The following is a 20404-nucleotide window of genomic DNA, read 5'->3' on the forward strand; positions in this document are numbered from 1 at the left end:
GAATTGGGCGTTGAAAATTACCACTTCATCATGCTAGTATACGGGTATCGTATACTGACCGTCAGGAGGGACTGTCATTGCTTGATAATTACTTATTAGAAGAACTCACGACTTTTGCTGAAACGGGAACTCTCGCTAAAACGGCGGCGCAACTCAACATCACCCAACCGACTGTGACCCGTGGCATGCAGAAGTTGGAAGCTGACTGGGGCGTTCGCCTCTTCGATCGGCAACCCAACCGCATCGCGCTGACGCCGACCGGCAAGCTAGCTGCTCAGGAAGCGGCGACGCTCTTGCAAGCACAGCACCAGGCTATTCAAAAAGTCCGAAACTTCGACCGCAGTCAACATCAGCTTACCATTGGTAGCACACTCCCCGGGCCGCTCATGCTGCTGCAGCAACTACGGCCCCAATTGCCAGTCCAAACGACAATTGCTACAGATTTATTGCCGGATCAGAACTTGACGCAAGCACTACAGAATCGCGATTACACCTTGATTCTGACGTCTCAGGTACCGGCTGCTTCAGACATTACCACTCAGTCTTTGGGCACCGAAGACCTCGCGGTAAATTTAAATCAATTTATGTATCAGGCCAATCAAGCTGACATTAGTTTCGCCGAGTTAAAAGATCTGAGCTTTCTGGTCATTGCTGACATTGGTCCGTGGCGCGACATTATTCAGCGGGCCATTCCGGGAGCCAAATTTCTCTACCAAGACCAACGTGAAGCCTTTCGCGAAATTAGTACGCATACCGACTTCCCATACTTTAGCAGTAGTTTCTCACCCTTCGACCCACTACTAACCCCGTCCACGAAGACCAATACCGTCCGGCTACCCATCCGTGATCAGTCGGCTCACATGCCAGTATACGCGACTTACCTACAGGCTAATCAGACGGTCGTGATGCCGATTATTCGGTTGTTGCGTAAAAGCTGGCCGAAAAGTCACTAGTTCATCGCTACTTCGACGCCCGCGGCTATACCCTACCCGTATACCAGCCGATACCCCATAAGTATTAGACAACTGACCGGGCCTTGGTCTAAACTAAGCAACGGGTCGGATATGATCTCTCCCCAAGGTAAAGATGCTTTACAAACATCGTGTAAACGCTTAAAATTTCCGTATTAAGGCCTAGGAGGCTAAAAGATGAAGTCTACTATTTTTATGGAACCTGGAAAAGTTGAAGTTGAAGATATTCAAAAGCCAACGCTTCAAGCCAGTGATGACGTGATTATTCACGTCGTACGGACCTGTGTGTGTGGGTCCGACCTCTGGGCTTACCGTGGGTTGGAAGACAAGCCCGCCCACTCCGAAAACTCCGGTCACGAAGCTATCGGAATCGTCGAAGAAGTCGGTAGCGACATCACCACGGTCAAGCCCGGCGACTTTGTCATCGCACCATTCACCCACGGTTGTGGCCACTGTGCCGCTTGCCGTGCCGGATTTGACGGTGTTTGCCAGAACCATACTGATAATTTCAGTAACGGTGTCCAAGCCGAATACATTCGTTTCCAACACGGTGAATGGGCCCTGGTCAAGATTCCTGGTCAACCCGAAGACTACAGCGACGCCATGTTAAACTCCCTGTTGAGCTTGGCTGATGTCATGGCAACGGGGTACCACGCCGCTCGGGTCGCCAACGTCAAGACTGGTGACACGGTGGTCGTCGTCGGTGATGGTGCCGTGGGTCTCTGTGGGGTCATTGCGGCGCAGATGCGCGGTGCTAAGCGGATTATCGCGATGAGCCGCCACGCTGATCGGCAAAAGTTAGCGCTCGAATTTGGCGCTACCGATATCGTTTCCGAACGGGGCGACGAAGCCGTGGCCAAGGTGAAAGCCTTGACGAACGATGCCGGTGCCGATGCCGTTCTCGAATGTGTCGGGACTGAATTGTCTAACGATACGGCCATGAAGGTTGCCCGTCCCGGTGCCATCGTTGGCCGGGTCGGTCTGCCTCACGAACCGAAGATGGACATGACCACCTCGTTTTATACCAACACGATCATTGCTGGTGGTCCCGCTTCCGTGACGACTTACGACAAACAAGTTTTGTTAAAGGCCGTCCTGGATGGCGACATTCACCCCGGCAAGGTCTTCAACCAACAATTCACATTGGACAACATTGAAGATGCCTACCAAGCCATGACCGACCGGAAAGCTATCAAGTCTCTGGTGGTTATCGACTAATCTTAAACTAACGACAAAAGCGCCAAGCTCCGATCATCCCGGAACTTGGCGCTTTTACTGTGGCAAAAAAGTCTTGAACGGCATTGTCCCGTCAAGACCATTTCCCCAGTTATCAGGGTGTCGCCACCCGTCAATTCAAAATGATTAACCCTTACTTTTCGACCGCAAAGCCACCGGTCCAGCCAATCTTTTCATTAGCGGCCAGCGTCATTTGCAAGAAGCCAAAGCTTTCCAACTCACGAGCCCGCTTCAGAGAGCCTGCGTCAACAAAGGCGACACCACTATCGGTTAAGGCTGCGGCTAACGTCTGCTTGGCGGCGTCATCGTCACTAGCGGCCATAACCGTCGTCTGTTGGTCGCCTACCTGACGGCTTTTCAGTGTTGCGGCAAAGGTTGTGTTGAATGCTTTAACCACCTTAGAATCTGGTAAAGCGGCGGCAATTTGCGCAGCAGCGGAACTGTCGGCCGGAACGACTAATTCGTCCCATGTTTCAAAGTTCAGTGGGTTGGTAATATCCACGACAACCTTGCCGGCTAATGCGGCCTGGTTGGCCTTCGCAATGCTCAACGCGGCATTGAAAGGTACGGCCAGCACCACAATTTCACCGAGATTTTCAACGGTATCCTTGGAGTCAATGAAGTTAACCTGATTGCCACCCTGGGTGAACACGTCACCGATTGCTTGACCCATATTTCCTTTACCAAAAATCGTAATTGCTGCCATAGTACAAACCCCCTGATTAATTTTTGTATTTATTTTAAGTACAGTTTTTATCATACGGGTATTTCTTCTAAAAGTCAATTCATTTGATTCACGCATTATTAGGATTAAATACCAGCATGTTTTGAATGACTTTTCAGTAAAACTGTTATAAAATAACATACAGAATAATAAAAAGGAGGTGGCCCCGGATGGCCAACACCCAATTGAGTGATACGATTCATGTTCTGGTCTACATCGCTTACTTTAAAGGCAAAAAAATCACGAGTCAGGAGATGGCCAGTAGCCTCGAAACCTCACCTAGCCTGATTCGTAAAATCATGGCAAATCTGAAGCGTAGTCATCTACTCGCTCCCACGCACGGGCCAACCCAACTGGCTTTGGCGGTCGATCCGGCAGAGATTACGCTCCGTGACGTGTACGCCACGCTCCCCGGTCAAGCGCCGCTGCTCAAAGTCGACGACCACACCTCGCAGAAATGTCCGATTGGGCAGACCATGCCAACGGTTCTGGCGCATTACTACAGCGAGATTCAGGCCGCGGCCGAAGCCAAGATGGCCAAGATCACCTTACAAGATATCTTAAACGACGTGACCCTCATGCAACGCTTAACCGCAGAATAGACATAATCATCCCGTTGACGCAACGGGATTTTTTGATCACCAAAATAAAAGAGTGCGGCCAAAGGCGATTAGTCGGTGCGCATTAAGACTGATAGCCAAACAATCCTGATCTCAGATTGTTTGGCTATCAGTTTTGAGCCGACCCAGCTATCTTTTAGCACAGGTTTCAACCATTAGAAGTTGGTGTACAAAAAGTTTTTGGGCGGTGTCCCAGGCTCCTTCTTATACTAATCTATTAATAAACTAATCAATCCCGTCATCAATAAAATGCCTAATTGAAGACCAACCATTCGCTCACCCCATCCGCGGTTACACGTCAATTAACGAAGTCCCGTTCTATATGCATTATTAATAAATTCCATGGGTCAACCAATCCCTCGTAGCAAACAAAAATGGCTGATTCCATCGGCAGAATCAGCCATTTTCTAAAACCGTTATGCTCTACAGGTAAGGGGTCAGTTCTGCAACTCAAGTTCCAAGTCGATTAAGCCCGCTAGCGTCGGGAAGTTGCTACCGCGCTTAACCATGCCCCTATTATGCTACGATTGACGCGCCGCTAACAGTCAGTCGAAATAAACTTTTTCTGAGAGTTTATCAGAAATTACTAGTCATTCATTTTCCCGTAGAAGTCATTTCTATAAGTTTATAAATAAATCAGGCCACCGTGATCTGCATCCGCCCGTGACGCTTGGAATGGTAGAGGTTCCGGTCAACACGGTTGTAAAAGTCCATCGGCGCCTTGTCATCCGTCGTAATGGCGGAAACACCCACGGACACGGACAGGCGGACCACGTCATCTCCCGCCGGAACTTCCAGGTGATTGATGGCCGTGAAGATCTGATCCACGATGGTCTTGGTGGCATCCACATCATACCCCGGAAAGAGAAGATTGAATTCCTCGCCACCGGTTCGGTAGAACTTGACGTGGGGATCATTAGCCGCCAGAACCGTCTGGACGGTCGCCGCCACCTCGCGTAAAACGTTATCTCCGATGGAATGACCATAGGTATCGTTGATGGCCTTAAAATGGTCAATATCAAACATCATCATCGACAGGGCTTGCCCCCGCTGACTACTCCGTCGAAACAGACGCTCGATGTCTTCGGTATACGCCGCAAAGTTACCGGTCTGGGTGAGTGCGTCGTGACTGGCAAATTTAGCCAGTTGAATCTTAAGCGCCGCATCGTGTGACAGCATGGAGACATAGATGTAGAGCAGCGTTTCAAAGATCATCAGATACAGCCACTCTTCGCCCAGCGTTCCCCACGAAAAACCAAACTTCAGTTTCATCCAGAACCACAGAAGTCCACCAAACGGTAGGATAATCGCCAGATACGGGATTACCGCGTGCCGTGCCCCTTGAAACCGCGTATGGGCGACGTTTAACGCCACGAAGAAGATAAATAAGGTAATCGCATGCGCCCACGACTGCCAATAGCCTAGAGAACCGTCGAAGACCATATAGACCAGAATAATGGGGAACAGGAGTAGATAGGAAATTCGGACATTCAGGAAATACGCGCAGAAGGTAATCGCAATTAATTCGAAATTCATAAATTCCCACGCGTAGCTTTGGCCAACGATTAACGACTGGATGCCGAAAACAAAAACAATCATATAAATCAGGCCATACCACGTCCGAATCGATTCATCGGAAACGTTGAATTGATGGGCATGGGTCCACGAGATGAGCCAATTGTACGACACCCAGTAGAACGTCAGAACGCCCAGGACAAAAAACACGCTGGTGGTAAACGGCGGCACCTGCCAATGAGACCAAGTCATTACGAAACCCTCTTCTTTAAAGTGAAGCTTCTGCCCACCGCATAGGGCGACAGCCGCTATTATTTTTTGATTCGCCAAGAGGCCCGCTCAAAAATCATGCACGGGCCATACTTATTTTTTATTTATACAAATTGATGTATGCCGTTAACTCGGTTAATTTTCAACCAATGCTAACGAGTATAAAACTATAGTAGTCCCATCGGCGATCAAAAAGTATAACCAAATTGATAAAAGTGCTGAATTGTGTAAACATTTTTAACAACGATTCTAGTTTCTCTATTAACTACTTATGCAAATATTGATGTAACGTAAGTTCAAGCTTCTCAGCCACCACCAGTCCAACGACCTATTTGCTGAGTGCCAACCCCGTTTCCAGCCAAGAGAGAGAGTTTTCAAAACCTCGCTAATCACAAAAACTGATTAGATGCCCTTACAGCATCCAACCAGTTTTCAATACTATTGACCTAGCCGTGATCCTCCGTCGGCTGGTCTCCTTCCGACTGTACTTCTGCCAGCGTCGGAAATTGCCGTTCCGTCACGTCGATGCAGTACGACCGAGTTGGGGAATCACTGACCTCGATGCGCAGGAGCACGGCGTTATTCTGCCGTAGAATCCCGTCAATTTCGTTAAATAGATACTCCGTCACATTTTCTACGGTCGGATTAATCACCTTGAATTCCGGCAAATCATTTAGGTACTTCCCGGATAATTCATCGATTGCCTTGTTCAACGATTTCTCAATGTCAAAGAAGGACACCATCCCCTCGAACACGTGAAGTTCACACACGATTTCCCAGGTATGGTTGTGCTTCTTCCCCGTTCCCGACTTCCACCGGACGGCGTGACTCGCATTGACGTATGATTTAATCTTGTAGGTTCGTTGCTTCTTCATTCGTACTTTCCTTTCTGCCAACTTCTAATACCTGCCGTTAAAAAGCGACACCCTTAAACTTGCTAAGTTCGTCCAACATGGCCGACCGTCGCGCGTATTTGACTCGCCACGTCTTAATGAGCTGACTAGCCGTATTGCTTCCCATAGGATAGGCCGTCATCTGATTCAACACCTTGACGATCTTGCGGTAATGCTTCCGGTCTCCCGTCTGACTGGCCATCTGCTCAGCAACGGCCACGTACTTTTGTAAAAGTCGATCGGAAAATTTGGGCATCAACATTTTTTCATAGGTCTGCACGCCGCTCAACCCCGGCTGGGCCAACACAGCCTGCAGGAGTTGTCGCAGTAGACCTTCCTCGGCGTACAGCTGCGCCACGTCGGCTGTCGGGGGTAAGGCCGCAAAGAGCTTGCGCCGTTGGACTGGCCATTCGGTAGCGGAATACAATTGCTTTAGCTCCTGAAAATCCGCCAAATTGGCCGGATCATAGGTTGTCACCAGCTGCCACAACTCCCGTTGATAGTCTGCCGGTCGGTCCAGTTGGTGATAGAGATCCTTCAATTGACGGCTGTAAGTCCGCACCACACCCGCGTGCCGATTAGTCTGCGCCTGTTGCTTGCCTTCTGTCAATTGCGCCAACGCCGTCGAATAATCCCGCCGTTCCAAACAGTAGGTGATATAGACCTGCCGGACGTCACCATAGTGGGCATTAGCCGTACAAAAACGGGCAATCTCCGTCTGATCCACTTGCGCCTGAATCATCAGTTTAAGGTGCCACGTCGCCCATTTTCGCGCCTCCCACTCTTCTTCCTGTCGTTGCGCCTGTTGGAGACGTTGCATCGTCCAATTCAATTTAAGCCGGATAAATTCTAGTGTCGTAAAGTTTTCAGCCAGCAAGTCCGTCACCAGTTCTTCAAAGGCCAGTAGCGACGCGTTGGCATGTTTCTGAAGCCAAGCAAAAATTTCGCGTTGCAAGGGCAAATCCGCCTGCTGAATGACCCGACGCCACAGGTCATGACAGATTCCGGCCAGCATCATCAGTTCACCATCGGAATCGTCAATATCTACTCGCGATAGAATCATGACCGTAGCCGTGAGTTGGTGAAAGGCCAACGACCATTGCTGTTGTTCCACGGCTAACCGAATGTTGTCGCGGATAAACGTGGCCATCTCCTCTTCAAAATCACCAGCCGCCTGATAATCAATGAATCCCCCGCTATCCTCATAACTGTCACAAATCTCCTGGACCTCTTCTTGAAAATCTTCCAAGCTATCCACAGTTTTTTTCGATGACGTCAACATTCTAAATACTTTAGCCAACTGATCATCAATTTGTAAAACGGAGGCCAGAAAGTCCCGTACTTGTTGATCTGAGGCACGATCCACCAGTTGCGTCACGGTTAGCGATTCTGTATCCACATTTTCCGATTCAGATTGATCATCGTCTTCGCCAAACGCCCAAAACAACGTGGCCGCCATGTGCTTACAGTACTTGCCATCGACCGCATAGGGACAGTCGCACACAGCGTCCACTACCTCGTCATCGACCAGCTTAATGACGACGTGATAATCTTGCGTTCCCGCCACGATTGCGTGAATCTCATCGGCTGATTTTTGCCCATTTACTACGAGTCCCCGACGATAGTAGTCGTAACCACGATCCACAATCTGTGGCTGAAATTGCACTTCCCAATCCATCTATTCTCCGCCTCCCGACAGTCGTTTTCTTCACTATACCAAATCCCCCCGGTAAAATAAAATGGTCCGGTACAGCCGCAACGACTGTCCTTTATTTTCTCGGCACGATAGGTGTAAACTAGGTTTAGTCGGCTATTTGTGTCGGCTAAATTTAGTCGTTCAGTCCCCGGTCATCTCAACTAAAACGAGATGGCGAGGAATTGGACCGATTTATCGGGGAGCGTTTACATGAAAAAATTGTTAATCGGAGCGTTGGTGCTGACCGGAGGCGCCGCCGGGTTACTGGGTCTCTCGGCAACGACGGCCGCCGCGAGCTCATCACCCTACTTGCCGGAGCACGTCCGCTACGTTCGTTTGAAGAAGAACATGGACGTCGGCTTTTCGCAAAAGACCGGGAAGCACTACTGTAAGTTGCTGAAGAAAAAGGGTGCCTTGCTGGAGGTTACGGGACGAGGTGGCACGACCATCAAGGGGAAATTCGTTGAAACTGGGGGCTTCACCTCTGGCGCCGTCCACTACAATCGTCTAAAGAAGTTACGCTATGCCACCATGAAGCCCATGCATGCCATGACGATTCCGATCACCAAGGCCAACTTCAAGCCGGTCAAGCTCAAGGCCCCGGACCGCACGTTGCTCTTTCAACGGGGGACCGGCTTTAAGGTTGCTTCCCAAAAGGAGGAAACGCTGGTCACCACGCCGGCCTTCTACTTGACGCTGGATAACTATTTACAATATTACAGCGCCAAGGACATCGCCAAATACGCCCCAAGTGGTCTCTACAAGTCCGTATCCGGCCGCAACGTTTGGAAACCGACTGCTTCCGTCAAGGTTCGCAAGGTCACCGTCAAGGGGAAGACCACCACGATCGACTACGCCAAGCCCCTCAAGGGAATGCCTAACCGCAAGCTTAGTAAGGGCCACTATCGCCTAAAAATTGTGCACAACACCAAGCAGCATCACCAGGTTTTCTTCCCAGATGGGTATACCGAGGACGCCACCTGGACCACCTATAAAGTTAATGGTAAAAATTATTATGTCGGCGAATCCATTGAGATTAAGGATTATCTCGATGAATAGCTATCCCTGTCGCGATCTGTCTCTGACGGACCGCGACTTTTTTCGGTAAAAATTTTAAAATAGCCCATTCAACGCACCGGTGTCACTATCCACAATGAGGCCCTTTCATAAATTTAATACTAACAAGGTGCCCCCGATCTTTACACAATCTACATTATCGCTTTACATTCACTTAGTATCCTAGGGACGTACCCAATTAAGAGGAGGAGTTACCTATGAATAAACGTGTTAGCACCTTAGTGACCGCTCTACTGTTGACCACCACCCTCGGTTGGCAACAACCCCTGTCCACCCTCACGGCCTCGGCGAAGACCACGACGACGCGGACGACCAAGCATAAGGCTAAGAAGGCCAAATCAACGTCAGAACATATCAAGTTGCAGGGGGCGTCCAACGCTCGTGACTTGGGCGGTTACGTGAACAGCAAGGGCCAAAAGATCAAGGCTCACCGTTTAATCCGCTCCAACAGCCTCTCTACTCTGTCAAAGTCCGACCAAAAGAAACTGGTCAAGACCTACCACGTGGCAACGGACGTTGATCTGCGGACCGTGATGGAACAACAAAAGAGTCCCGATGTGAAGATGAAGGGCGTTAAGCTGGTCAAAGCCAATGTCTTCAAGTCCTTCGGTGCCTTTCCTGACTTTTCCAAGAAGGGCGCTGCCGATAAGATGATGGAGAAATCCTACCACGATGCCATCACCACGGCTCAAGGGCGTAAGGCTTACAAGTCCCTGTTTCACCAATTACTGAAGAACCCTAAGAATAAGGCCGTCCTCTGGCACTGTTCCGCCGGTAAAGATCGTGCCGGTATGGGGACCGTCCTCGTCCTCTCCGCCCTCAACTTCAACAAGAAGGCCATCGCCAAGGATTATCTGAAGTCCAATACATACTTGACGCAGACCAACAAAGAAAACCTGAAGCACCAAGAAGCCGGCTGGAAGGCACACGGTAAGACGTTAACGCCAACCGTTGTGGCGAACTTCAAGGCTCAAAACGGCGTTAAGATGGCTTACCTGAACACGATGTACAAGGCCGTCAACACGAAGTACGGGAACATGAATAACTTCTTACACAAAGGGCTAGGCTTAACCAACACCCAGCTGAAGCAACTGCGCGCCAATTATTTAACTACAGCAAAATAGAAGCGTTTTAACCGAAAGATACGTGTTACAGAGGGAGTCAACGCCCTATCGACGTTGCCCCTCTTTTGGTTTCCGCTTAAACGGTATGGCAAATTACTTAACAAACTGGCAAACTTGCGGCATAATGATAATTATATTAAATGTGAATTGGATCACACAGTAATTATCTGGAGGTAATAATTATGGCACATCGTTTAGACGGAAAAGTTGCAATCGTCACGGGTGGAACACTTGGCATTGGTTTGGCCATCGCTCATCGGTTTGTGGAAGAAGGCGCAAAGGTTATGATTACCGGGCGTCACGCTGACGTTGGTGAAAAAGCGGCCAAGTCGATCGGCACCCCGGACGTCATCCAATTCTTTAAGCAAGACGTTGCCGAAGAATCCAGCTGGAATCAAGTCTTTGATGCCACTGAACAAGCATTTGGCCAAGTCACGACCGTAGTCAACAACGCTGGCATTGGCCTGACTGGTCTCATTGAAGACACGACTACTGAGGATTGGCACAAGTTGCTCTCGGTCAACCTGGATGGCGTCTTCTTTGGCACCCGGCTGGGCATTCAGCGGATGAAGAACAAGCATTTGGGTGCTTCCATCATTAACGTTTCCTCCATCGAAGGGTTGATTGGTGACGCCAATGCCGGTTCATACAACGCATCTAAGGGTGGCGTGCGGTTGATGTCTAAGTCTGCCGCACTGGATTGTGCCCTGAACGACTACGACGTCCGGGTCAACACCGTTCACCCCGGCTACATCAAGACACCGATGGTCGAAGCCGTACCAGAGGTTGAAGCAGCCATGGCCGACCGGACCAAGACGCCAATGGGCCACTTAGGTGAGCCCGACGACATCGCCTACATCTGTATCTACCTGGCCTCCAACGAATCGAAGTTCGCCACTGGCGCTGAATTCGTGGTTGATGGTGGCTACACGGCACAATAATCGTTGCCAAAGAGCATAGGAACTCAAAAATCACACGGAAATCATCAATTAGACTGACGACTTCCCGTGTGATTTTTTACGCCCAACTGCCGAAACGGCTAGTCGGCTGGCTGAATCATTGAGCGACTCACAATATTAAATTCTTCCTGACTCGGTTGCCACTTCTTCTGTAGCGGCGGTAACGACTGGTCGAATTGCTCGACCGCCGCCATATCAACATTCATCGCCGGACTCTCTTGATAGACCCAGTGATGTTGAGCCAAGCAATCAGGCGTCAGTTCTTTCACTAACATAGCGGTTGGGTACTGACCGTCGGCTAGTGACACGTGACAATCCGCACAACATCGAAAGCCGCGTGCCACATAGTTGGCCGGCATTCCGAAGATGACCACCGTATCGAAGCCCATCTTCCGCGCCAGACTAAAGGACGCCTGAATGAGACGCTTGCCGTACCCGCGTCGTTGAAACCCCGGCCGTACACTCAGCGGTCCAAAAGTGAGGATCGGCTTAACGTGCCCCGACTCATCGGTTAACGTTGCCCGCGTATACATGATGTTGCCCACAATCTGATCATCCAATGTAATCACCAGATCCAAGTCTTGAATGAAGTCAGCGTGGTCTCGTAATTGGTGTGCGAGGTAGTGCTCCACGCAACCGGGTGCGTACAGATTCCAAAACGCTGCGCGCGTCATCATTTCTACCGTCTGCCAATCGGCTGGTTGTTCCTCGCGAATGGCTAGGTACTTGCCTGTTACTGAATCAGTTGTCTCTAAATAAGTCATGTTTTCCCTCCGAGGTCAAAATTCTACCATCTGGGAGGTCTGCGTGAAGTGTTCAATCGGCCAAACCTCCCGATTATGCGACACCTTCACTTTCCGCAATCATAGGCATTTTCTCCTAAAATTTATTTGGCTAACTTAGCCTTGCGAGTAGCTTATCAAAGAACCACCGAGTCTGTCAACATGCATGACGGCGCCGTTTTCGCTTATTGTCCGCTTGTTTCTTAACGTCTATGCTCACACCTGTCCATGCAGATACAGATCTGGCAAATCTGCCAAGAACCGATGACGAACTGCATCGGTTGTGGTATTCGCTTCTCCCAGATGAATCCACTGAGACTTCTGCGGATCAATGCCAATATCGGCAAAGGTCCGATCGATCAGATTACTTTGGATCGGATCGCCCGAGTGCTGCTGAAAATAGGCCTTTGAATAGGTTGCTGTCGTAATGACCGTCGCCTTGTGAATGTAGGTCAATAACCCCCGCCAGCCTGAATCTTCTTCGTAGGCAAAACCTTTCAACATGACTTTATCGAAGAATCCCTTCAGTTCAGCGGGAAGCTGATGCCACCAGATTGGCGTGATAAAAAGTAGCTCATCGGATTGACTAATCATCTGTTGATAGTCTTTCACTAACTGGTAAGGCGTCTCGCCCCGACTAAACAACCGTAATTCCTCTTTAGAATAACGGGGATCGAACCCATCTCGGTAAAGATCAATGACTTGATAAGCCTGTTTTGTTTTCGTAAAATACGCGGTCATTCGTTCCAAAATGGCGTGGTTCAAACTGCCTTCATAGGGGTGAGCATACACGATGGTTTTCACAATTGATGGCCTCCTTCAAATGATTGCCTACAGTCTATGCTATAATAAACGCCCAAACAAGTACGCAAATCAAAGTGCGGTACTCACCCAAAGGAGAGTGTCATGGCAGATATTGACTACATTAAAGAAAATCGTTTAGAAGACACGGGATTTGCTTACACGTTACGGTTAATCGGTGGTAAATACAAGATGCAACTCCTCTACGCATTGGACCTCAATCACGGTCCCCTACGGTACAACGCGCTCAAACGACTGCTGGTGCCAATTTCATTTAAAACCCTGACCAATACGCTCCGTGAGCTTGAAGCCGATGGTCTCATTCATCACGAGGAATACCCGCAGATTCCGCCTAAAGTTGAGTACAGCCTCACGCCTCTGGGCGAATCACTCATCCCCGTGATGGCGGAACTGTGCAACTGGGGCGAGACCCAACAAAAATCCTAACTGTGCAAGCCGGTACCGAAGACATCCACTTTCTCCCCGGTACCCGCACGATTGACCCCACTACCAGAAAGCAGTATCAGGCCGCGCTAGATCAGACCAATAACCGCCAACGCTTAATTACCTTACCCGACTAGCTAAAAATGACCAGACCCGTGACTATCCGGACTTGGTCATTCTTAAATCAATCAACTATTTTTTTCGTGGTAACACTTGAATCGTGGCTCCGGTCGGCGCCGCAGAGATCATTCTGGCAAGCGACGAATCACCCGGATATTTCCGCTGATATGCTGCCGTAATGGTCTGCAAGAGTTGGTCGTCCATAACTGGTCGAAAGTCGGCCGCAAAGGATTGATCAGCCAACTTGATCTCGCCCATCCCTTGGGTGACGGCCGCCTGATACCACTTGGTCTTTTGGCCATTCCACCCCCGTGAATAGACGCGGCCATCGACGACCACTTCCCAGATGGGAGAAACCTCTTCAAATGTTTTCAAATCCGCGTTATATGGTTCAATCGTTAACGTTTCCGCGGACGTAAACGTCGCGAGTTGTTTCGAATTCCATTGCATCCTTAACATGCCTCCAAAACACTTAATCAATGTAAACCTCATGCGCTAAAAGCTTAAGCCATCGGTGCTTCCCATGATCCCTTCGTATCCACGTGGGTAGCTGCGGCAAGGTCTTCCAGCGTCGTGATATCTTCAGCGGTCAATTTGAGACTTGCCGCCTTGGCCTCACTGGCGATGTACTTCGGCTTGGTGACGCCGATGATGGGCGTCGTCCCCTTAGCCAATGCGTAGGCCGTAGCCACTTCGGCCGCAGATGCCTGATATTTGGCCCCAACCGTATTCAATCCGGCGGTTAAGGCTTCTACCTGTGGCAACACCTGATTGTAGACAGCCGCCCGCATACTCCCCGTTGGCAATGGGTTAGCCACGTTGTAGCGACCGGACAGAACACCTTGTTCCAAGACCATGTAGGCAAAGAAGGTGATATGGTGTTCTCGACAGTAGTCGAGAATGCCGGCCTCTTCGGACGATCGGTAGAGCAGGCTAAAGTGATTTTGTACGGCTGAAATTTGAATCCCCGCCGTGGCTAAGATTTCGTTGGCCCGCTTAATTTGCGCGAGATTGTGGTTAGAAACACCCACGCGTTTGACCTTACCGCTCTTAACTAGTGGAATTAAATCCGGCGTCCATTTCTCAACATCGGCAGGGTTGTGAATCCAGTAAATATCCACGTAGTCCGTCCCCAGCCGCTTCAGGCTACCATCCAGCATGTCAGCCATCTCGTGTGCCCCGTCGCCGGCCATTTGCGGCGTGAACTTCGTTGAGAGCTGATAGCTGTCGCGCGGATACTGTCGTAAGACTTCACCTAATAACTTCTCCGACTGACCCGATCCATAAGCAAAGGCCGTGTCCCAAAGATTCAGCCCTGTCTGCATCGCGGCATCTGCGACCGGCTGGAGTTTCTCGGCAGAAAACTGTTCACCAAAGACTTGGCCATCGCTGGTATCGCCCCACGCCCAGGTTCCTAAAGCAATTCGTGTGCTTGTCATGATTCATAACCCCTCTTCGTTTTCAATTGGTTCCGTTATCGGCAATGTATGGATACTGTCGTCCGAAACGATTGGCCTTTATCATAGGTCCTAAGCAGCACAGTGTAAAATACCTATTTTAAATCCCCAACTATTCATTTCATGCATAGTTTATCTGAATAGCGTCGCTTCTTAGGTTTGTGCAACAAAGCTGTTCACCGGAAGGTCAGAAGTCACCACAAATATTGCGTTACCCGTGCGCACAAAAAGGGGCCCGCTCTCAGCTAAGAGAAACTGACCCCTTCAATCGTCTTCACGTATCATGTACAGCACATCCACTTCCGTTACGCTCAGCACCGCACTGCTGGTACGTAATTTTTTAGCAAGATCATCGGTCTACTGAACCCGGTACTTCTGTCCGCGCTTCTGAATATCAATCTGTACACCCACGGGCTTCACTCGCTTGCACCAATTCCGGTGATCGCGACGCTTCTTGAAGACACTCCAGATGAGCATGCAGAACGAAACAACTCCATAGATTAAAAAGAAGAAAACGATCATCACGACAAAATCCATAAAACTCCCCTGTAAAAATTGATTAACGACTTCCATCATCGTGATTCCCCCCCAAAAAGTTTTGACTTAGTCTTCACTTAACCATACCAATTGACTCCCCATCAATGAATACGGTGTAAATAGATCGAATCCGGTTCAGCATCGGCGTCTAAGGTCTCCTTCGCGTTTGCCAGCTTGAGAATCCCAAAATATAATTTTTGATTCCGGCAAACCGGTTGCCGGACCAGCTCTTGATTATCTCCCCGATCAAAAGCCACCACGGCATACTTATCTTTCTGAGCGCCTTGAACGTCCTCGTTCACACACCAAATACGATTGACAGAGGATAACGCCTTGAACGGTTTGACTATCCGTTCTAAATTGCGGACAAATCCTTCTCCCTTAAACGTTGTGCTTAACACAACTGTTTTTCCCCTCACGATTACCCCTCCAAACTAAAGATTACCTCGACTTACGCGTTAAAATTAACACATTTAGGCTGCGTTAGGGAAAGAAAGACTATCGATTAACTTCTATCGTTTACTATCTAAATTAATTATCCGGTTCAGCCTGATGCACCCCAAAGAAGGGCCGTCCACGTCATTTGTGGGCGACCCTTTCTTTTGTCTAAAATCGGTTCTTTGCTGAACCAATAAGTTCCGTTTTGAATTGGAGATAGACTTCTTTGGCCATTCACCTCGACAATGTCGCCATTAAAAAGGCCCAGCAACTCGCCCTGCAAACCGCCGCATTGTTAAAACGCCGTGGTTATCGGAAACATCATCGGCAAATGCCTCGCAATTTCTTCCACCGCGGTCAGCTTCCGCAAAAAGTTGGGTGATCTGGTAGCAAAAAAAGTTCCCATAAATTATCTTATCCAACGGCCAACGCAAAATAACTTCCCCTCTTCTCCCGGCCAAGCCATGGGCGAACAACCTTAAAATTTCGCCAATATCCAACTAGTCACTTAGTAGTTATGCAGGTAATCTTTTGAATATTCAATCATTAGTCAGTTTCAACTTTTGTCTGTTACCAACGACTCGTCCACCTTGCCTTTTTCACATGGTTAACACGTCCCCACATTCAATTCATCACCGTCCTTATCATATCAAGGATTATGCGTTGTTCGCCCACTTGACAAACTAAAATGCAACTGTGAACCTCGCGCCTATAAACATGTTAGTTTGAAGATGGTGTGAGAGAGGTAAATAGATTTTTATCGATAGGAGGTATTATTTATGCAAAAAGTTTGGCATTTTAGTCTCTTTGCCATTGCCTGTTTAATCGGCTTGTTCTTAATTGGCAAGCCTGTTACCGGCGAAGCCAAAGTTATTGAAGGCCACGGCACGAGTGCATCCGAAACCGTAATTACGGATACGAGAGGTAAAGTTCACTCACAGACTGAAGTTTTACCAGAAGCCTCACGTTATTACGTTAAATACAATCTATCCATCGATAATGGCATCAAGATTGCTGACGGCGATCAAATGTTCTTCTACATCCCAGCTAACGTAAAAGTTCCAGAATCGGAAACATTCCCAATGTCCGCGCTGGGTGGCCGGTCATTTGGTAACGCGACCGTTACCAAGGGGTCTCAAGTTGGTGTGATTGTCTTTAACAGCGCCTTCTCTAACCCAATGATTATGCGTCGTGGCTTCATCCGTCTTGACGTTGTGGGTGCCGGCGGTGACGGCGACGAAGAAGACGCACCTGGTGTCGAAGAACCTGGAACCGAGGAGCCTGGCGAAGAACCTTACCCTGAAGAGCCCGGGACTGAAGAACCCGGTACCGAAGAGCCTGGCACTGAAGAGCCTGGCGAAGAACCTTACCCTGAAGAGCCTGGGACTGAAGAACCCGGCACCGAAGAGCCTGGCGAAGAACCCTACCCTGAAGAACCTGGCACCGAAGAGCCCGGCGAAGAACCTTACCCTGAAGAACCTGGCACTGAACAGCCTGGAACCGAACAACCCGGAACTGAAGAACCTGGCGAAGAACCTTATCCCGAAGAACCTGGGACTGAACAACCTGGTACCGAACATCCTAGCACCGAAGTTCCTGGTACTGAATTTCCTGGTACCGAACAACCTGGTACTGAAGCGCCGAGCGTTGACCATCCAAGTCCCGAAGAACCTGGAATCGATGTTCCTAGCACCGAAACGCCTAGCACCACGCATCCTGAAACCACACATTCTGAGACCACTTCACCTGAATCATCTTATTCTGAAAACCCAGAATATGCTCACCACATTTCAACAACCACGCGGCCTGAATATGCTCACCACGTCGCTACGGCAACGCAATCAGAATCTAACGCTTCAGGTGCTATGACCGTAACACGTGCAAGCCAAAATCAGACTTCAATGACGCCGATGCAAAAGCGTGATCAAAACACGACCAAGCCTGTCTACGCTGCCTCAGCACAGTCCAACACTACCGCTGGCAAGCGGGCGGCAACTTTGCCTCAAACTAACGAGAACACCAACCAAGCTTGGGTTGTCTTAGGCTTGGGACTCTTAGTCCTTGCATTGGTAGCTGGTAGCTTGACCGTTGTTGCTGACAAGAAGTCTCACAACAACTAAAATCAAAAAGAATCACGAGCCGCATTGCCCGTGATTCTTTTTGACGCTATACTGAATGACCACAATCATTTCTTCCCTACGTCATAAAAACGGCTAGCTCCCCCAGCGGAGAGTAGCCGTTTCTACCACCTAAATTCTGGACGAAACGTTAACGAAGGAAGACCCGCTTCAGCCGTCCCGTCAGCATCAGCACACAGATAATCGCCAAGATGGTATCCGGGATGACGTAGAGGCTGTTATAAATCAACGAATACAGCCAGACCGGTTGGCCCTTAGGCGCATACGAGGTGTAGAACGCAATCCCCGCTAGCGTGTGGAAGAGGAGTCGTAGAACCCCCTGGAAAATAACCCGGCTAGGCCAATCGACCCGTACGCCAAGAGATAATCACAGACCACCTGAAGTGGGGCCACGAAGAAACCGCCGAACATAAAGGTGATGGCCCCGGTGACTACCCCACAGAAGATACCGGGACCCACGCCCTGCTTCAGCGAAATAATCAGAATAGGCGCCATGACCAGCGAGATGGACCCACCCTGCGGCGCTCGGAAAATAATGATGTAACTCAGAATAATTGCTAAGGCCGAAAAAAGCGCCGTTTCTGTCAGTGCCTTGGGTTTCAAGATGGTACCTCCTCAAAAGCTAAGATAATTTCATTATACTGCAAAATCATCGCCTTTTTAGACGAAGGTTGTCTTGCGCTAGAATTTAAGGACTAGCCGTCATCAAACATGAGTAAGTCCGATAATTTTCCATCAAAAAAACGACCCTACGTGTGCCGTAGGATCGTTGTTGCTTGTTCACTACTCTCAGCCTAATTTCGGTCATACGCCCAGACGGCTAACGGCGCAAAGACCACCACAATCCCGGCACCGGCCGCCAGGACTACCAATGCTTCCGGCGTCCAGCCACCCGTGGCGAGAATCTGCCGAATAGCTGTAATCACGTAGGTCACGGGGTTAAGGTCGGCCAACACCCGCAGTGGCGTCGTCAACGACTTCAATGGGACGAAGGCGTTTGACACGAAAGCTAATACGAGCATCGCCATCAGTGAGAAACTCTGTACGGCCGTGACGCTCTTCGCTAGTAAGCCCAGCAATGCGAAGACCCAGGACAACGCCCAGCCGGTGAAGATGGCCAAGAGGGCGCTGACGATGACCCAACCCAGTCCAGCGGCCGGCCGCCACCCCATCAGGTAGCCAGTGGTTAACGACGTGATGGCCGCAATAACCAACCGCAGACTATCGGCGAAAAGCTGACCGGCTAATGGCGCGATGTGGGCCATGGGCAAGGACTTGAAACGGTCGAAGACGCCGGAGTCGAGATCCTCGCGAATCTGTGACCCCGATCCCGAAGCCGCCGACAGCATTGCTTGGGCTAGGATTCCCGGCACAATGGTCGGCAGATAAGCGTGCACGCCACCGGCGATCGCCCCGCCGAAGAGATACCCGAACATCACCATAAACAAGACGGGTTGGATAATCACATCCATAAAGCGATCGGGGTTGTGCACCGTCTTTAACAAGTTCCGATAGGCCATTGTGGCCGTGTTCATGATTAAATTTCCGCTATGCGTTTGTACATCCATTATATCTCCCGCTTCCTTAATTCTGACCAACTGTCAAATTCATAAAGACATCGTCCAACGACGGTTCTTGAATGGTTAGGTGGCTAATGGTAATCTTAGCTTGCGCCAGCTGCGAGAGGATCGGCGTTAACTGTGCGACCTGCTTTAACTTGATGCTGAGCCGTTGTCCGGTCTGTTGAACGGCGCTCGTCACCTGCGACGCTATCAGTTGAATCGCTCGATTAACCTGTGCAGCTTGGCTGACCGTAAAGTTCAAGATGGTTCCGCCAACTTGATCCTTGAGTTCGTTCGGCGTCCCGATCCTGACTAGTTTGCCATGGTCGATGACCGCCAACCGATCGGCCAATTCATCGGCTTCGTCCAAATATTGCGTGGTCAATACAATCGTCGACCCCTGCTTGACCAACCGCCGAATCGTCTCCCACATCTGGGTTCGCGTCCGTGGGTCCAGCCCCGTCGTCGGTTCATCCAGAAAGATCAATGCTGGCCGTGTGATCAGGCTGACGGCCAAATCCAGCCGCCGGCGCATCCCCCCAGAAAAGTTCTTCAAGGCCTTATCCGCCGAATGTTCCAGCGAAAACTCCTTAAGCAATTCAGCCGTCCGAGTCTTGGCGGCCGCCCGGGATAACCCATTCAGTCGAGAGAAGATCATCAGGTTCTCGCGCGCCGAAATATCTTCATCGACCGAGGCGTATTGGCCGGTCAACCCAAACATCGACCGTGCCAACCGCCCCTCTTTCGCCGTGTCGTGGCTGAAAATTTTGACCTGACCGGCGTCTGGTTTGAGTAGCGTCGTGATCATCCGAAGCGTAGTGGTCTTACCAGCACCGTTAGGCCCTAACAGGCCGAACACTTCACCTCGCTTAACGTCAAACGACACATCGTCTACGGCCGTATTATTGCCGAATCTTTTGGTTAAATGCCGTACTTCAATTGCATTTACTTTTGTCATAATCTTACCCTCTTAGTCTGGTTCTTTTTAATCAGGTCCCCCTGAACAAATACATAATAAGGCCCCCTGATGAAATTGTCAA

At 49.8% G+C, this 20404-nt stretch carries 23 protein-coding genes; 8 read left to right on the forward strand and 15 right to left on the reverse strand.

The genetic code is table 11. The features are described from left to right. The first annotated feature begins 77 nt into the window (after positions 1-77). Positions 78-953 (forward strand): LysR family transcriptional regulator, encoded by an 876-nt coding sequence (locus tag KB236_08020; GenBank protein UIF28491.1) that lies wholly within the window; start codon positions 78-80, stop codon positions 951-953. Between the two features lie 195 nt (positions 954-1148). Then, on the forward strand, positions 1149-2189 hold the full coding sequence (locus KB236_08025) for an alcohol dehydrogenase catalytic domain-containing protein (protein UIF28492.1): 1041 nt from the start codon (positions 1149-1151) through the stop codon (positions 2187-2189). Between the two features lie 151 nt (positions 2190-2340). Here the strand turns inward: KB236_08025 and KB236_08030 are convergent, their stop codons facing one another. After that, positions 2341-2913 (reverse strand): NAD(P)-binding domain-containing protein, encoded by a 573-nt coding sequence (locus KB236_08030; protein ID UIF28493.1) that lies wholly within the window; start codon positions 2911-2913, stop codon positions 2341-2343. A 188-nt stretch (positions 2914-3101) separates the two neighbouring features. On the opposite strand from KB236_08030, the gene KB236_08035 reads away from it, so the two are divergent. After that, on the forward strand, positions 3102-3533 hold the full coding sequence (locus KB236_08035) for an Rrf2 family transcriptional regulator (protein UIF28494.1): 432 nt from the start codon (positions 3102-3104) through the stop codon (positions 3531-3533). Positions 3534-4187: 654 nt separating this feature from the next. On the opposite strand, the gene KB236_08040 is transcribed toward KB236_08035, so the two are convergent. The 3 genes from KB236_08040 to KB236_08050 all read right to left on the reverse strand — a co-directional run bounded on the left by KB236_08040 (position 4188) and on the right by KB236_08050 (position 7907). Continuing rightward, positions 4188-5318 carry a GGDEF domain-containing protein gene (locus KB236_08040; GenBank protein UIF28495.1) on the reverse strand — a complete coding sequence of 377 codons (1131 nt, stop codon included), beginning with the start codon at positions 5316-5318 and terminating at the stop codon, positions 4188-4190. A gap of 464 nt (positions 5319-5782) precedes the next feature. Further along, the gene (locus KB236_08045) at positions 5783-6211 is read right to left on the reverse strand and encodes a 6-carboxytetrahydropterin synthase (protein ID UIF28496.1); all 429 of its coding nucleotides are present in this window, start codon (positions 6209-6211) and stop codon (positions 5783-5785) included. 37 nt (positions 6212-6248) lie between these two features. Next, complete coding sequence (locus KB236_08050; GenBank protein ID UIF28497.1) at positions 6249-7907, reverse strand: SWIM zinc finger family protein; 1659 nt, start codon at positions 7905-7907, stop codon at positions 6249-6251. Between the two features lie 228 nt (positions 7908-8135). Between KB236_08050 and KB236_08055 the strand changes: the two genes are divergently transcribed. The 3 genes from KB236_08055 (at position 8136) to KB236_08065 (ending at position 11067) form a co-directional block, all read left to right on the forward strand. After that, positions 8136-8984 carry a hypothetical protein gene (locus tag KB236_08055; protein UIF28498.1) on the forward strand — a complete coding sequence of 283 codons (849 nt, stop codon included), beginning with the start codon at positions 8136-8138 and terminating at the stop codon, positions 8982-8984. A 215-nt stretch (positions 8985-9199) separates the two neighbouring features. Then, the gene (locus KB236_08060) at positions 9200-10126 is read left to right on the forward strand and encodes a tyrosine-protein phosphatase (protein UIF28499.1); all 927 of its coding nucleotides are present in this window, start codon (positions 9200-9202) and stop codon (positions 10124-10126) included. A 182-nt stretch (positions 10127-10308) separates the two neighbouring features. Further along, entirely contained in the window at positions 10309-11067 is a 759-nt protein-coding gene (locus KB236_08065; GenBank protein UIF28500.1) for a glucose 1-dehydrogenase, read from the forward strand. A 98-nt stretch (positions 11068-11165) separates the two neighbouring features. Here KB236_08065 and KB236_08070 read toward each other — a convergent pair whose 3' ends face one another. Then, positions 11166-11849, reverse strand: coding sequence for an N-acetyltransferase (locus tag KB236_08070; protein UIF28501.1), 684 nt, complete (start codon positions 11847-11849; stop codon positions 11166-11168). Positions 11850-12083: 234 nt separating this feature from the next. Beyond that, on the reverse strand, positions 12084-12671 hold the full coding sequence (locus tag KB236_08075; protein ID UIF28502.1) for an NAD(P)H-dependent oxidoreductase: 588 nt from the start codon (positions 12669-12671) through the stop codon (positions 12084-12086). A 102-nt stretch (positions 12672-12773) separates the two neighbouring features. Here KB236_08075 and KB236_08080 point away from each other — a divergent pair, with 102 nt between their 5' ends. Continuing rightward, positions 12774-13115: a helix-turn-helix transcriptional regulator gene (locus tag KB236_08080; GenBank protein ID UIF28503.1), complete on the forward strand. Its 342-nt coding sequence runs from the start codon at positions 12774-12776 to the stop codon at positions 13113-13115. Between the two features lie 189 nt (positions 13116-13304). On the opposite strand, the gene KB236_08085 is transcribed toward KB236_08080, so the two are convergent. The 5 genes from KB236_08085 to KB236_08105 form a co-directional block, all read right to left on the reverse strand. Then, the gene (locus tag KB236_08085; protein ID UIF28504.1) at positions 13305-13682 is read right to left on the reverse strand and encodes a DUF2255 family protein; all 378 of its coding nucleotides are present in this window, start codon (positions 13680-13682) and stop codon (positions 13305-13307) included. Positions 13683-13735: 53 nt separating this feature from the next. Continuing rightward, the gene (locus tag KB236_08090) at positions 13736-14671 is read right to left on the reverse strand and encodes an aldo/keto reductase (protein ID UIF28505.1); all 936 of its coding nucleotides are present in this window, start codon (positions 14669-14671) and stop codon (positions 13736-13738) included. A gap of 375 nt (positions 14672-15046) precedes the next feature. Beyond that, on the reverse strand, positions 15047-15265 hold the full coding sequence (locus KB236_08095) for a hypothetical protein (GenBank protein ID UIF28506.1): 219 nt from the start codon (positions 15263-15265) through the stop codon (positions 15047-15049). Positions 15266-15327: 62 nt separating this feature from the next. Beyond that, entirely contained in the window at positions 15328-15645 is a 318-nt protein-coding gene (locus KB236_08100; protein UIF28507.1) for a hypothetical protein, read from the reverse strand. 273 nt (positions 15646-15918) lie between these two features. Further along, positions 15919-16164 (reverse strand): hypothetical protein, encoded by a 246-nt coding sequence (locus tag KB236_08105; GenBank protein UIF28508.1) that lies wholly within the window; start codon positions 16162-16164, stop codon positions 15919-15921. Between the two features lie 279 nt (positions 16165-16443). Here KB236_08105 and KB236_08110 point away from each other — a divergent pair, with 279 nt between their 5' ends. Further along, positions 16444-17784 (forward strand): LPXTG cell wall anchor domain-containing protein, encoded by a 1341-nt coding sequence (locus KB236_08110; GenBank protein UIF28509.1) that lies wholly within the window; start codon positions 16444-16446, stop codon positions 17782-17784. Between the two features lie 148 nt (positions 17785-17932). On the opposite strand, the gene KB236_08115 is transcribed toward KB236_08110, so the two are convergent. The 4 genes from KB236_08115 to KB236_08130 all read right to left on the reverse strand — a co-directional run bounded on the left by KB236_08115 (position 17933) and on the right by KB236_08130 (position 20322). Then, positions 17933-18130: an energy-coupled thiamine transporter ThiT gene (locus KB236_08115; protein ID UIF30326.1), complete on the reverse strand. Its 198-nt coding sequence runs from the start codon at positions 18128-18130 to the stop codon at positions 17933-17935. Next, the gene (locus tag KB236_08120) at positions 18091-18405 is read right to left on the reverse strand and encodes an energy-coupled thiamine transporter ThiT (protein UIF28510.1); all 315 of its coding nucleotides are present in this window, start codon (positions 18403-18405) and stop codon (positions 18091-18093) included. Before KB236_08120 ends, KB236_08115 begins: the two co-directional genes overlap by 40 nt. Positions 18406-18596: 191 nt before the next feature. Then, positions 18597-19370, reverse strand: a complete 774-nt coding sequence (locus tag KB236_08125) for an ABC transporter permease (GenBank protein ID UIF28511.1) — start codon at positions 19368-19370, stop codon at positions 18597-18599. A gap of 16 nt (positions 19371-19386) precedes the next feature. Further along, positions 19387-20322: an ATP-binding cassette domain-containing protein gene (locus KB236_08130; protein UIF28512.1), complete on the reverse strand. Its 936-nt coding sequence runs from the start codon at positions 20320-20322 to the stop codon at positions 19387-19389. Positions 20323-20404: the final 82 nt, after the last annotated feature.

The organism is Levilactobacillus brevis (assembly GCA_021383565.1).
Taxonomy (GTDB): domain Bacteria; phylum Bacillota; class Bacilli; order Lactobacillales; family Lactobacillaceae; genus Levilactobacillus; species Levilactobacillus brevis_B.

Coding starts and splice junctions, on each gene's coding strand:
- KB236_08035 (UIF28494.1), top strand. CDS start 3,102: ATGGCCAACACCCAATTGAGTGATACGATTCATGTTCTGGTCTACATC.
- KB236_08060 (UIF28499.1), top strand. CDS start 9,200: ATGAATAAACGTGTTAGCACCTTAGTGACCGCTCTACTGTTGACCACC.
- KB236_08095 (UIF28506.1), bottom strand. CDS start 15,265: ATGATGGAAGTCGTTAATCAATTTTTACAGGGGAGTTTTATGGATTTT.
- KB236_08030 (UIF28493.1), bottom strand. CDS start 2,913: ATGGCAGCAATTACGATTTTTGGTAAAGGAAATATGGGTCAAGCAATC.
- KB236_08125 (UIF28511.1), bottom strand. CDS start 19,370: ATGGATGTACAAACGCATAGCGGAAATTTAATCATGAACACGGCCACA.
- KB236_08025 (UIF28492.1), top strand. CDS start 1,149: ATGAAGTCTACTATTTTTATGGAACCTGGAAAAGTTGAAGTTGAAGAT.
- KB236_08080 (UIF28503.1), top strand. CDS start 12,774: ATGGCAGATATTGACTACATTAAAGAAAATCGTTTAGAAGACACGGGA.
- KB236_08045 (UIF28496.1), bottom strand. CDS start 6,211: ATGAAGAAGCAACGAACCTACAAGATTAAATCATACGTCAATGCGAGT.
- KB236_08110 (UIF28509.1), top strand. CDS start 16,444: ATGCAAAAAGTTTGGCATTTTAGTCTCTTTGCCATTGCCTGTTTAATC.
- KB236_08130 (UIF28512.1), bottom strand. CDS start 20,322: ATGACAAAAGTAAATGCAATTGAAGTACGGCATTTAACCAAAAGATTC.
- KB236_08040 (UIF28495.1), bottom strand. CDS start 5,318: ATGACTTGGTCTCATTGGCAGGTGCCGCCGTTTACCACCAGCGTGTTT.
- KB236_08090 (UIF28505.1), bottom strand. CDS start 14,671: ATGACAAGCACACGAATTGCTTTAGGAACCTGGGCGTGGGGCGATACC.
- KB236_08050 (UIF28497.1), bottom strand. CDS start 7,907: ATGGATTGGGAAGTGCAATTTCAGCCACAGATTGTGGATCGTGGTTAC.
- KB236_08070 (UIF28501.1), bottom strand. CDS start 11,849: ATGACTTATTTAGAGACAACTGATTCAGTAACAGGCAAGTACCTAGCC.
- KB236_08065 (UIF28500.1), top strand. CDS start 10,309: ATGGCACATCGTTTAGACGGAAAAGTTGCAATCGTCACGGGTGGAACA.
- KB236_08055 (UIF28498.1), top strand. CDS start 8,136: ATGAAAAAATTGTTAATCGGAGCGTTGGTGCTGACCGGAGGCGCCGCC.
- KB236_08085 (UIF28504.1), bottom strand. CDS start 13,682: ATGCAATGGAATTCGAAACAACTCGCGACGTTTACGTCCGCGGAAACG.